Source organism: Corynebacterium sp. NML 120412 (assembly GCF_002285155.1).
Taxonomy (GTDB): domain Bacteria; phylum Actinomycetota; class Actinomycetes; order Mycobacteriales; family Mycobacteriaceae; genus Corynebacterium; species Corynebacterium gottingense.
The window spans coordinates 1,317,597-1,330,797 of sequence record NZ_NSGL01000001.1 but is presented as its reverse complement, the minus strand read 5'-3'; the positions used below and the strand labels follow the sequence as shown (position 1 = coordinate 1,330,797).

Annotated in this window: 7 protein-coding genes; all 7 read left to right on the top strand. The window is 67.8% G+C overall.

Annotation, left to right across the window (positions count from 1 at the left end; genetic code table 11):
- Nucleotides 1-71: 71 nt before the first annotated feature.
- The 7 genes from CKJ84_RS06045 (at nt 72) to CKJ84_RS06015 (ending at nt 13,082) form a co-directional block, all read left to right on the top strand.
- The gene (locus tag CKJ84_RS06045) at nt 72-1,082 is read left to right on the top strand and encodes an alpha/beta hydrolase family protein (RefSeq protein ID WP_095536009.1); all 1,011 of its coding nucleotides are present in this window, start codon (nt 72-74) and stop codon (nt 1,080-1,082) included.
- A 288-nt stretch (nt 1,083-1,370) separates the two neighbouring features.
- Nucleotides 1,371-3,332 carry an alpha/beta hydrolase-fold protein gene (locus CKJ84_RS06040; RefSeq protein ID WP_095546431.1) on the top strand — a complete coding sequence of 654 codons (1,962 nt, stop codon included), beginning with the start codon at nt 1,371-1,373 and terminating at the stop codon, nt 3,330-3,332.
- On the top strand, nt 3,329-3,820 hold the full coding sequence (locus CKJ84_RS06035; RefSeq protein WP_095546240.1) for a DUF732 domain-containing protein: 492 nt from the start codon (nt 3,329-3,331) through the stop codon (nt 3,818-3,820). Before CKJ84_RS06040 ends, CKJ84_RS06035 begins: the two co-directional genes overlap by 4 nt.
- 12 nt (nt 3,821-3,832) lie before the next feature.
- On the top strand, nt 3,833-4,804 hold the full coding sequence (locus tag CKJ84_RS06030; protein ID WP_095546239.1) for a cutinase family protein: 972 nt from the start codon (nt 3,833-3,835) through the stop codon (nt 4,802-4,804).
- 29 nt (nt 4,805-4,833) lie between these two features.
- Nucleotides 4,834-6,693 carry a FadD32-like long-chain-fatty-acid--AMP ligase gene (locus CKJ84_RS06025; RefSeq protein WP_095546238.1) on the top strand — a complete coding sequence of 620 codons (1,860 nt, stop codon included), beginning with the start codon at nt 4,834-4,836 and terminating at the stop codon, nt 6,691-6,693.
- A 34-nt stretch (nt 6,694-6,727) separates the two neighbouring features.
- Nucleotides 6,728-11,557 carry a polyketide synthase Pks13 gene (pks13, locus tag CKJ84_RS06020; RefSeq protein ID WP_095546237.1) on the top strand — a complete coding sequence of 1,610 codons (4,830 nt, stop codon included), beginning with the start codon at nt 6,728-6,730 and terminating at the stop codon, nt 11,555-11,557.
- Nucleotides 11,541-13,082: an acyl-CoA carboxylase subunit beta gene (locus CKJ84_RS06015; RefSeq protein ID WP_095546236.1), complete on the top strand. Its 1,542-nt coding sequence runs from the start codon at nt 11,541-11,543 to the stop codon at nt 13,080-13,082. Before pks13 ends, CKJ84_RS06015 begins: the two co-directional genes overlap by 17 nt.
- The last annotated feature ends 119 nt before the right edge of the window (nt 13,083-13,201 follow it).

Here is a 13,201-nt window from a genome sequence, read left to right as displayed (position 1 = left end):
TCTTACGGTCTCAACTTGGTAACGTTGCTGTAACCAAAAGCTGAAAAACATTCACCGAAGTTGGGAGAGTAATGTCCGCGACGAAATCGAAGCGTGGTCTGCTTGCGCTGCTCATGGCGCTGCTGACCGCCCTGGGCGCAGTGGTGAGCGCCCCGCAAGCCTCGGCAGCAAACCGCGACTGGCTGCGCCCCGACTCCACGGGTACGTGCGAGTGGGACCGCGTCGGCTTCTGGGTACAGCGCTGCACCGTCTGGTCGCCCGCGATGGGCCGCCACATCACCGTGCAGATCCAGCCGGCGCAGCGCGGCGGCAACGCGGGCCTGTACATGCTCGACGGCCTGCGCGCCACGGAGATCACCAACGCCTGGGTCAACGACGTCAACGCGGCGCAGATGTTTAAAGACAACAACATCACGCTCGTCATGCCGGTCGGTGGCCAGTCCTCCTTCTATACGGACTGGAACGCGCCCGCGACGTACGACTTCAACCACCCGGTGACCTACAAGTGGGACACCTTCCTGTCCCAGGAGCTGCCGAGCTACCTGCGGGACAACTTCGGCGTTTCGCCCACGAACAACTCCATCCTCGGCCTATCCATGGGCGGCACCGCCGCGATCAACCTCGCCGCGCTGCACCCAAACCAGTTCCGCCAGGTCCTCTCGTACTCCGGCTACCTCACCACCACCATCCCTGGTGGCCAGACGGCGCTACGCGTCGCGCTTCTCGACGGCGGCCTGTACAACCTCAACGCCATGTGGGGCTCCATCTTCAATCCCCGCCGCTACGAGAACGACCCGTTCCTGAACATGGGGAACCTGCGCGGCAAGGACGTCTACGTGTCCTCCGGGAGCGCGGTCCCGGGCCCGGCCGATGACAAGTACCTGCCGGAGCACCGCGCGTCAGGAATCGCGCTGGAGTCCATCGCCAACTTCACCACCCACCTGTGGAGCGCGAAGGCGACCGTGACGGGCGTACAGCACACCGCCGTGTTCACGCCGACTGGCTTGCACAACTGGGATCAGTTCGGCTCCCAGCTCGTGGCCACTCAGCCGCGCATTCTCAACGTGATGAACGCCTGGTAAAACCCCGGCTGCCGCTGGCCCCGTTCCCCGCATTCGCGGGAGCGGGACCAGTTTGCGTTCTGGCACCGTGCGGGCACCGTGCGGGCGCCGCCCGCGGCGCAGTCACACGGAAAACATTTGCCCCAAAAGTTCCCGGCGTGTCACCGTGTAAAGTCTCAAGTCAAACTTAACCTTTGGGTTACACAAGCGCTCGTGCACTGGCTACGCCGGGGGAGGGGAACCCTCGGACCGGCCTGCAGGGGCGCGACGCCCCCATGACCAGACGAATTGATGAGGCAGGACACCTTCATGCGCGAACACCGTTCCCCCAACACGAGGCTGCGTGCCCGTATCGCTCGGGTAGCAGCAGTGCCCACCGCGGCGCTCATGGTCGCAGCGGCGCTTCCCGGCGTCGCCCCGCAGGCGCAGGCACAACTGAGCAGTGGCAGCAGCACGTTCGGCGACTCCCGCGGTCTCTCGGACGCGATCCGTCCGAAGGATCCGCCGGCGCGGACCCCGATCGAGGTCGACGAGCACCCGCAGATCCCGGGCCTGCCGGACGGCGTGAGCGTGGACCGCATCGAGTGGCTGACCAACCGCCGCGTCGCCGTGTTTATCAAGTCCGCGGCGATGCCGGACCAGCTTATGCAGGTGCAGATCCTCCTGGCGCGCGACTGGCACCAGAACCCGGACGCGACGTTCCCGGAGGTCTGGGCGCTCGACGGCCTGCGCGCGCGTGATGACGAGAACGGCTGGACCATTGAGACCAACATCGAGCAGTTCTACGCCGACAAGAACGTCAACGTGATCCTGCCGGTGGGCGGCGAGTCCTCCTTCTACTCCGACTGGCAGCGCCCGAACAACGGCAAGAACTACAAGTGGGAGACCTTCTTTACCAAGGAGCTCATCCCGGTTCTGCACAACCGCTTCCGCTCCAACGACAAGCGCGCGCTGACCGGCATCTCCATGGGCGGCACCGCGGCGATCAACCTGGCGGAGCGCAACCCGCACCTGTTCGACTTCGTCGGCTCCTTCTCTGGCTACCTGGACACCACGACCACCGGCATGCCGTCGGCGATCAAGGCGGCGCAGCTGGACGCGGGCGGCTACGACGCGGAGGCCATGTGGGGCCCGCTCGGCTCGCAGGACTGGGTCGACCACGACCCCAAGCTGGGCATTGAGAACCTGGAGGGCAAGACGGTCTACGTCTCCTCCGGCTCGGGCCGCGACGACTTTGGCAGCCCGGACTCCGTGGCAAAGGGCGCGGCCAACCCGGCGGGTGTGGGCCTCGAGGTGCTCTCGCGTCTGTCCACCCAGACCTTCGTGGACTACGCCAGCCGCACCAACGTCAAGCCGATTGTGAAGTTCCGCCCGTCCGGCGTGCACTCCTGGGAGTACTGGCAGTTCGAGATGACGCAGGCGTGGCCCTACATCGCCAACTCGCTCGGCGTGGCCGAGGCGGACCGCAGCGCGGACTGTACCCCAGTCGGCGCGATTGCCGAGGTCACCGCGGACGGCTCGATCGGCTCCTGCGTGAACAACGAGTACGACGCGGGCAAGGACAAGCAGGGCAAGGCCCAGGACTTCCGCGGCGGCACCGCCTTCTGGGCGCCCAACACCGGCGCGCACGCCCTGTACGGCGCCATCCTGGCCAAGTACAGCGGCCTGGGCGGCGCGCAGGGCTGGCTCGGCTTCCCCACCACGGGCGAGCAGGCGACCCCGGACGGCGTCGGCCGCTTCGTACACTTTGAAAACGGTTCCATCTACTGGACCCCGGAGACCGGCGCCTACGCCATCCCGGGGGACATGTTCCAGGCTTGGGGCGAGAACGGTTTTGAGACGGGAGACCTGAAGTACCCGGTCAAGGAGGCCAACAAGGTTGGCGAGGGCTACGTCCAGCAGTTCCAGGGCGGCTTCCTCACCCGCAACCCGGACGGCACCCACCACATCGTCCACGGCGCGATCGGCGCGAAGTACGGCGAGATGGGCACCGCCACCTCGGACCTGGGCTTCCCCACAGGCAACGAGATTGCCATCAAGGGCGGGTTCTTCCAGCCGTTTGAGAAGGGCAACATTTACTGGTCCGCTGAGTCCGGCGCGCACGTCATCTACTACGGCGACATCTTCGACGAGTGGGGCAAGCGCGGCTACGAACAGGGCGAGCTGGGCTGGCCCACCTCGGACATGCAGGACATCAGCGCCGGCGGTCTCACCATCAGCTTCCAGCACGGCACCCTGGAGCAGGTCAATGGCACGGTGGTGAAGCGATGAGGCGTCTCGGAGCCCTGTGCTTAGCGACGCTCACTCTCTCCCTCGCCGCCTGCTCCGGTTCCACCACCGTTGACGGCGAGGACGCGAAGGCGTCGGCAAGCGCTGAGCAGTCCTCCTCCGCCCCGGCGGAGTCCTCGACCGCCGCCCCCGGCACCACCCGCTCTGAGGCGACGAGCTCCAAGGCCCCGGCGGCCCAGTCCGGCTCGCGGCCGGAGGACCAGCCGGCGCAGGAGGTGACCTCGGTGCCGCAGCAGGCCTCGGGCTTTACCGCGCAGGAGGAGACCTACCTGGAGCAGCTCCGCCAGAACGGACTGAACGTGGAGGGAGTTGAGGACCAACTCACAGCCACGGGGCGTACGGTGTGCTCGGACGATACCGTCACGCGCGATGCGGTCGCCGGCCAGCTCGTGGCGCAGCGGCGCACCGACATGGACCCCGCTGCCCTGGGCACGCTGATTGCGGACACCGCGCGCGCGAACCTCTGCTAAGAAAGGCACTTCATGCGCAAAGGGCGCAACGTTTTTGTGGTTGCAGCCGTCCTGGTGGTCCTCGCAGTCATCGGGCTGGGGGTCTACCAGTGGCAGGCGTCGGACCAATCCGGTGATTCGGCGCTGTCCCCGGTGCCCGGCCAGGGCGAGACCGGGGGCGGGTCGCAGGACCCGGAGCACCCGGAGCAACCGGTGGAGCCAGACTGGTGCCCGGCCGTGGAGTTCGTCTCCGTGCCCGGCACCTGGGAGTCTTCGGCGGATGATGACCCGTTCAATCCGCAGGCTAACCCGCAGAGCTTCATGCTCTCCATCACGCAACCGCTCCAGCAGGAGTACGACATCAACCACGTCCGCGTGTTTACCGTGCCGTACACCGCGCAGTTCCGGAACATCCAGACTGAGCATGGCCGGCGCGAGATGACGTATGACGACTCCCGCGTCGAGGGCAAGGCGAAGCTCAACGGCGAGCTGAAGCACGTGGCGACGACATGCCCGAGCACCAAGTTCATCATCGCCGGGTTCAGCCAGGGCGCGGTGATCGTGGGCGACATTGCCAACGAGATTGGTACCGGGATGAACGCTGTGCCGCCGGAGCGCCTGCTTGGCGCGGTGATGATTGCGGACGGGCGCCGCGAGAACGGCGTGGGTGTGAACCCGGGCGCGCCGGTGACCGGCGTGGGCGCGGAGATCGCGCTGCAGCCGCTGCAGCTGGTGGCCGACGGCGTGACGCCGGGCGCGACTATGACGGGCGCTCGCCCCGGCGGGTTTGGCGAGGTTGCGGACCGCGCCTTTGAGATCTGCGCACCCGCGGACACCGTGTGCGATGCGCCTGCGCGTGTGGGCAACGCGCTGGAGCGTGCGCAGGAGTTAGTAATGGCAAGCGGAAACCACGCGATGTATGCGACAAACCCGGATGTGATTCCGGGAACGACCACACCACAGTGGACGCTGGATTGGGCGCGCACTACTATAGATGCTTTGTAGGTACTAACTAATTTTTGGAGGGCCCAGACATGGATCTCGACGCAATCATCGCACGCTTCCTCGACGAGGCCGGAAACATCACGATCCCGCCGGGATTTACCATCCCCGCCATGACGGAGATGCTCTACGCCGCGGCCGAGCAAGCCGGGCAGGCAGACGCCGTGAGCATCAGGTTCTGGGACTACTCCGATAGCGCCGAGGGCAACTCCGTTGTGTACACGCGCCGTGAAGTCAACACCCGCATCAAAGCGATCGCCGTGCGCCTGGCCCAGGTGGGCAAGCCCGGTGACCGCGTAGCCATCCTGGCGGCCAACTCGCCCGAGTACATCCTCGGCTTCATGGGCGCGATGTACGCGGGCCAGGTGCCCGTCCCGCTCTATGACCCGAACGAGCCCGGCCACGAGGGCCACCTGCGCGCCGTGCTGTATGACTCCGGCGCGAAGACGGTCCTGACCAACAAGAAGGGCGCCGCCGCGGTGCGCGCCTACTTTGCCGACCTGCCGTCGGCGCAGCGCCCGCGCATCATCGCCGTCGACGCGCTGCCGGACACCCTGGCCCAGGGCTGGGGCGAGCTGCGCGCAGCGGCAGAGGCGGCGGGTGCCGCCGGCGCGGACACCGCGAACCAGACCGCGTTCCTGCAGTACACCTCCGGCTCCACCCGCACCCCGGCGGGCGTGAAGCTGACCAACGAGTCCATTGTGTCCAACGTCATCCAGATCTACAGCGGCGTGGGCGTGCAGCAGCCGATGCGCCTGGTGTCCTGGTTGCCGCTGCACCACGACATGGGCATCGTGGTCACCACGCTGCTGATCATCCTGGGCAACGAGATGGAGATCTTCACGCCGCAGGATTTCGTGCAGCAGCCGAAGCGCTGGATGGAGCGCCTCTCCCGCCGCGAGTCGGACCCGGAGGACATGCACATCTACACCGTCGCGCCGAACTTCGCGCTGGACATGGCCGCCCGCTACGCTGCGCCCAACGGGCCCGAGGCAGCCGAGGACTACGACTTCTCCCAGCTCGAGTGCATCATCATCGGCTCCGAGCCGGTGACCAAGCCGGGCGTCGACGCGTTCTTCACCGCGTTTGGCAAGTCGGGCCTGCGCCGCGAGGTCCTGCGCCCCTCCTACGGCCTGGCCGAGGCGACCCTCCTGGTATCCACCCCGCAGGCTGGCAAGACGACGGAGCTGCCGCGCTTTACCTCCTTCGACCGCGAGCAGCTCGCGGCCGGCACCGCCGCCGAGGTGGCGGAAGGCGAGGGCGTCCAGTTCGCGTCCAACGGCCAGCCGGTCAACTGGATGCGCTTTGCCATCGTTGACCCAGCAACCAAGGACGAGGTCCCGGAAAATTCGGTGGGTGAGATCTGGGTCCACGGCCCGAACGTGGCCGGCGGCTACCTGGAGCGCAAGGAGGAGACCGCCGACACATTTGCCAACACCATCGGCACGACGCTCCAGGAGAGCCTGCCGAAGGACGGCTGGCTCAACACCGGCGACCTCGGCGTACTCGTGGACGGTGAGCTCTACATCACCGGCCGCGTGAAGGACCTGGTCGTCGTGGCGGGGCGCAACCACTACCCGCAGGACATCGAGGCCACCGTGATGGAGGCGTCCGAGCATGTGCGCAAGGACTCCGTCGCCGCCTTCTCCGTCCCGGGCGATGACGTGGAGCGCCTGGTCATCCTGGTCGAGCGCGGCGACACCGCCGACGCGTCCGGCGACGCCGCCGCGGAGGAAGCGATCCGCGCGGCTGTATCTTCGCACCACGGCGTGTCCCCGGACGTGGTGGAGTTCCGCGCGCCGAACGAGATCGCGCGGTCATCGTCGGGCAAGATCGCGCGCCGGGTGAACGCAAAGCAATTCCAGGAGCGTGCTAACGCGAACCCGCAGTAGGACGATAACCTTAGGTGTTATGAACTCACGCGCAATGACTGAGACTGAACTGATCCGCTGGCTGCAGGAATGGGTGGCCCAGACCGCCGAGGCCGCCGACGTTACTGGTGCCGATTCGGTCGATCCGGCCAAGTCGCTCGAGGCCTACGGGTTGTCGTCTCGTGATGCCGTGGTGCTCTCCGGCGAGCTCGAGCGCACGCTCGGCCGCCGCGTCGACCCCACTATCGCCTACCAGCACCCGACCATCCTCTCCCTGGCCAAGGCGCTGACTGTGCCCGAGCAGCCCGAGCAGCCCGAGCAGCCCGAGCCGAAGGGGGGCGTGAGTGAGGGGGCGAGTGGGCGTCGTGAAGCACTTGCCCCGGCGCAGCGCGACATCGCGATTGTGGGTTCGGCCGGCCGCTTCCCGGGCGCGAAGGATCAGGCGGCGTTTTGGCAATTGCTTGTCGACGGCACCGTGGCCACCGGCCCGCTGCCCGAAGGCAGGTGGAGCGAGTACACGGGCGACCCCTACCTGCGCACCAAGATGGCGGAGGAGTCCACGGACGGCGGCTATCTCGACGACATTGCGTCCTTTGACAACGAGTTCTTCGGCCTGTCGCCGCTCGAGGGCACCAATATGGACCCGCAGCAGCGCATCATGCTCGAGGTCGCGTGGGAGGCGCTGGAGGACGCGCACATCCCGGCCGACTCGCTGCGCGGCGCGCAGGTCGGCGTGTTCGTGGGGTCCTCGGCAAATGATTACGGCATGCTCATGGGCGCCGACCCGGCGCAGGCTCACCCGTACGCGCTGACCGGTTCGGCGAGCTCGATTATCCCGAACCGCATCTCCTACGCTTTCGACTTCCGCGGCCCGTCCATGAACGTGGACACCGCCTGCTCGTCCTCGCTGGTCTCCGTGCACCACGCGGTGCGCGCGCTTCGCGACGGCGAGGCGGACGTGGCCCTTGCCGGCGGCGTAAACATTCTGGCCAACCCGTTCGCGTCCCTGATGTTCTCCGAGCTGGGCGTGATCAGCCCCACCGGGCGCATCCACGCCTTTTCCGACGACGCCGACGGCATCGTCCGCTCCGAGGCCGCCGGTTTCGTCGTGCTCAAGCGCGTGGAGGACGCGATGGCGGACGGCGACGAGATCCTCGGCGTGATCAAGGGCTCCGCCACGAACTCCGACGGCCACTCCAACGGCCTGACCGCCCCGAACCCGGACGCGCAGGTAGACGTGCTGCGCCGCGCCTACGCCGACGCGGGCGTGGACCCGCACGAGGTGGACCTGGTCGAGGCCCACGGCACCGGCACCATCCTGGGCGACCCGATCGAGGCCACCGCGCTGGGCGAGGTGCTCGGCCGGGGCCGCGAGGCCACAGACCCGCTGCTGCTCGGCTCGGCGAAGTCGAGCGTGGGCCACTCCGAGTCCGCCGCGGGCGTGGTGGCAATGATCAAGGTGATCGAGGCGCTCAAACACGACACCATCCCGGCGAGCGCGAACTTCACCGCGCCGAACCACTTCGTGGACTTTGACGCGGAGCGCATCGAGGTCGTGCAGGACCCGCGCGAGTGGCCCCGGTACTCCGGCCGCCGCGTCGCGGGACTGTCCGGCTTCGGCTTCGGCGGCACCAACGCGCACGTGGTGGTCACCGACTTCGACTCCGCTGATTATGAGCCAGCGGACACCGAAAACACCGACGCCGCCGCCTTCGTCGCCGGCGCCGCCGAGCAGGTCGCGCTGCCGGTCTCCGGGCTGCTGCCTTCGCGACGCAAAGAGGCCGCGGCCCAACTCGCGGACTTCCTGGAGGGCCGCGCCGACGAGGACCTCGCGCCCATCGCCCGCTCGCTGGCCAAGCGCAACCACGGCCGCTCCGCCGCCGTGGTGCAGGCCGCGACCACCGAGGAGGCCGTGAAGCGCCTGCGCCAGGTGGCCGACGGCAAGATCGGCCCCGGCATCGTCACCGCCGACGCGCCGGGCGCGGTCGGCCCCGTCTTCGTCTACTCGGGCTTCGGCTCGCAGCACCGCAAGATGGCCAAGCAGCTGCTCGACGCCTCCCCGCTCTTTGCGCAGCGCATGCGCGAGCTCGACGAGTACGTGCAGTTCGAGGGCGGCTGGTCCATGCTGGACATCATCACGGACGACGGCCAGACCTACGACACCGAGACCGGCCAGGTCACCATCACCGCGATCCAGATCGCGCAGACCGACCTGCTCGCCGCCATGGGCATCACCCCGGCGGCAACCATGGGCATGTCTATGGGCGAGATCGCCGCCGCCTACGCCGCGGGCGGCATCTCGGACAAAGACGCCATCCTCATTGCCACCCAGCGCGCCCGCCTCATGGGCGAGGGCGAAGCCATGATCGCCGGCACCGACCAGGAGGGCGCGATGGCGGTGGTGGAGCTGTCCCGCGACCAGCTCGCCGAGTTCATCCAGGCCCACCCGGAGGCCGCGGGCGTGGAGCCCGCCGTCTACGCCGGTCCGGGCATGACCACCGTCGGCGGCCCGGGCAAGGCCGTGGACTACATCGTGGACGCCCTGACCAAGGAAGAGAAGTTCGCCCGCAAGCTGAAGGTGCGCGGCGCGGGCCACACGAGCGCGCTCGACCCGATCCTGGGCGACCTGGCCGGCAGCATCGCCGGCATCGAGCCGCACCCGCTGACTGTGCCGCTGTTCACCTCCGTGGACCGCGGCGAGGTCTACCCGGCGGGCGCGGTCGTGCACGACATGGACTATTTCCTGCGCATGACGCGTCAGCCGGTCTACTTCCAGGACGCCACCGAGGCCGCCTTCGCCGCGGGCCACACCACCCTGGTGGAGGTCACCCCGAACCCGGTCGCGCTCATGGGCATGATGAACACCGCGTTCGCCGCGGGCAAGCCGGACGCGCAGCTGCTGTTTACCAACAAGCGCAAGGTGGACGAGGTCGGCGCGCTGCTGGATCTCGCCGCCAAACTCTACGTCGGCGGCATGCCCGTGAAGTTCGCTGGCTTCTACGGCGAGGGCTCGCTTATCGACGCCCCCCGCACCGCCTTCCACACCAACTCCTACTGGACAGCCGCCCGCCCCTCGGCGGCGGGCGGGTCCCTGCTGGGCGCCAAGGTCCGCCTGCCCGGCGGGAAGGTCGCCTTTGCTACCCAGGCCGACCAGGTCTTTAGCCCCTACCAGCTCATTGAGGCCGCGGCGGCCGAGGTCCTCCCCGGTGGCCGCGTCGTGGCGAGCGAGGAGCACAGCTACCTGCCCGCCGACGGCGAGGTCACCACGGTGGTCCAGCCGAGCCTGGGAGGCGCGAGCGTGAAGGTATTCAACGAGGACACGCTGCTCGCGGAGGGGTTTGTCACCACGCTGTCGCTCGGCGGCGATGAGCAGCTCGCGGGCGTGGCGGAGATCGCCCCGACGGGTGACGCCGCCACCGCACCGAGCGCGAGCGAGGCTGCCGCAGGCGCCGAGGGTGTCGAGGCCGTGCGCTGGGACCCCGCCTCCGGCGAGACGGTGGCGGACCGCCTGCGCGGCATCGTCTCCGAATCCATGGGCTACGACCCGGAGGACCTGCCCGACGAGCTGCCGCTGATCGACCTCGGCCTGGACTCGCTGATGGGCATGCGCATCAAGAACCAGGTGGAAAACGACTTCCAGATCCCGCCGCTGCAGGTGCAGACGCTTCGCGACGCCTCCGTCTCCGACGTCATCCGCATCGTCGAAGAGGCCGCGGCCGGCCGCGAGAATTCCGCACAGGCGGAAACTCCGACCCCGGAACCGGCGGAGCCCAGCAAGCATTCCGCGCAGGCGGAATCTGCGGAACCGGCGCAGGGCGTCGGCGTCGCCCCGCGCGACGCCTCCGAGCGCATGGTGTTCGGCGCCTGGGCGAAGTACGCGGGGAAGGCCGCGGCTGGTGTGACGTCCCCGTTGGCGTCGATTAGCAACGAGCAAGCGGGCCAGATCGCCGCGCACCTGACCGAGCGATCCGGCATCGAGGTCACCGCGCGGCAGGTACTCGAGGCGGAGACGCTGGAGCCGCTGGCGAACATCGTGCGCGAGGGGCTCGAGACCGAGGTTGAGGGCAACATCCGCGTCTTCCGCGAAGGATCCGACGAGGTCAACCCCGTCTTCGTGTTCCACCCCGCGGGTGGGTCCTCGAGCGTGTACGCCCCGCTGGCGCGCCGACTCGGCGACAACGTGCCGGTCTACGGCGTGGAGCGCCTCGAGGGCTCGCTTGAGGAGCGTGCCGCGGCGTACGTGAAGGACATCACCGAGCTGGCGAAGGGGCGCAAGGTCGTGCTCGCCGGCTGGTCCTTCGGCGGCGCGCTGGCCTACGAGGTCGCGCACCAGCTGGGCAATGACACAATCGACTTCATCGCGCTTTTGGACACCACGCAGCCGAGCGAGCCGATCCCGGACACGCCGGAGGAGACGAAGGCGCGCTGGGGCCGCTACGCCGCCTTTGCCAAGGAGACGTACGGCCTGGACTTCGAGGTGCCCTACGACCTGCTCGAGACCGCGGGCGAGGACGCGCTGTTAGAGATGCTTTCGCAGTTCCTCGCTACGACCGACGCCTCCGAGCACGGCCTGGCCGCCGGGGTGCTTGAGCACCAGCGCGCGTCCTTTGTGGACAACCAAATCCTCAACCACCTGGACTTCACCCGCTGGGCCGACGTGACCGTGCCCGTGCTGCTGTTCCGCGCGGAGCGCATGCACGACGGCGCGATCCAGCTGGAGCCGAACTACGCGCACATTGACGAGGACGGCGGCTGGGGCGCTATCGTGGACGACCTGACCATCGTGCACCTTCCCGGCGACCACCTCGCCGTGGTGGACGAGCCCGCGGTGGGGATCGTGGGCAAGCACATGAACGATTGGATTGAGCATGACAACCGCCGATAAGCTTGCAGACCTGCGCGCCCGGCTGGAGAAGGCCCAGGACCCCGGGTCGGAGCGTTCCCGGAAGCGCCGCGATGACGCCGGCCGCACCACGCCGCGCCAGCGCATCGCCGCTCTGCTTGACGAGGACTCCTTTGTGGAGATCGGCGCGCTCGCGCGTACCCCGGGTGATGACAAGGCTGTCTACTCCGACGGTGTGGTCACGGGCTACGGGCGTATCGACGGCCGCCCGGTGGCGATCTACGCGCACGACAAGACCGTCTACGGCGGTTCTGTCGGCGTGACCTTTGGCCGCAAGGTGGTCGAGGTGATGGAGTTTGCCATCAAGATCGGCTGCCCCGTCATCGGCATCCAGGACTCGGGTGGCGCCCGCATTCAGGACGCGGTGACGTCGCTGGCCATGTACTCCGAGATTGCGAAGCGCCAGCTCCCGCTGTCGGGCCGCAGCCCGCAGATCTCCATCATGCTGGGCAAGTCCGCCGGTGGCGCGGTCTACGCCCCGGTGACTACCGACTTCGTGGTCGCCGTCGATGGCGAATCCGAGATGTATGTGACCGGCCCGAACGTGATCCGCGAGGTGACCGGCGAGGACATCACCTCCGCAGAGCTGGGTGGCGCGCGCGTGCAGGAGCAGTCGGGCAACATCCAGGCGGTGGTGGCTTCCGAGGAGGAGGCCTTCGACTACGTGCGCGACCTCCTCGCGCACCTGCCTACCTCGACGTTCGACCCGGCCCCGGTCGTCGATGCACCGGAGGACGAGGAACTCGACGACAGCGAGCTGGACTCTTTCATGCCCGACGACACGAACGCCGGTTACGACATGATGGACCTGCTGGTCCAGCTCGGCGACGACGAGGACCTGGTGGAGATCCAGGCGAACTACGCCGAGAACCTCATCTGTGCCTTCGGGCGTATCGACGGCCGCGCTGTCGGTTTTGTGGCCAACAATCCCATGTACCAGGCTGGCTGCATCGACGCCGATGCTGCCGACAAGGGCGCGCGCTTCATCCGCACCTGCGATGCGTACAACATTCCCATCGTCTACGTGGTGGACACCCCGGGCTACCTGCCGGGCGTGCAGCAGGAGCGCGAGGGCCTGATCCACCGCGGCGCGAAGTTCGCCTTCGCGGGCGTGGAGGCGACCGTGCCCAAGGTCGCGCTGATTGTGCGTAAGGCCTACGGCGGTGCCTACGCGGTGATGGGCTCGAAGAACCTGTGCGGCGACATCAACCTGGCGTGGCCCACCGCCCAGATCGCGGTGATGGGTTCCTCTGCTGCCGTGGTGATGATCCAGGGCAAGCAGCTCGCCGCCATCGAGGACCCCGCGCAGCGCGAAGCGATGAAGAAGATGTTCATGGACTTCTACGACGAGAACATGACCTCGCCGTATGTCGCCGCGGAGCGCGGGTACATTGACCAGATGATCGAGCCGAGCGAGACGCGCATTGCTTTACGACGAGCCCTGCGCCAGCTCTCCACCAAGCGGGAGTCCGATCTGCCGAAGAAGCACACGATCAGCCCGCTGTAACGAAATGGTTACGGTGCCGATAGGCTAACCGTACGATCTCCTCACCAGAAAGGTATAGCTTCGATGCTCTCTTCCACCCTCGATCTCACCGGCGACCTGATCAGCATGCTCGTCTGGTT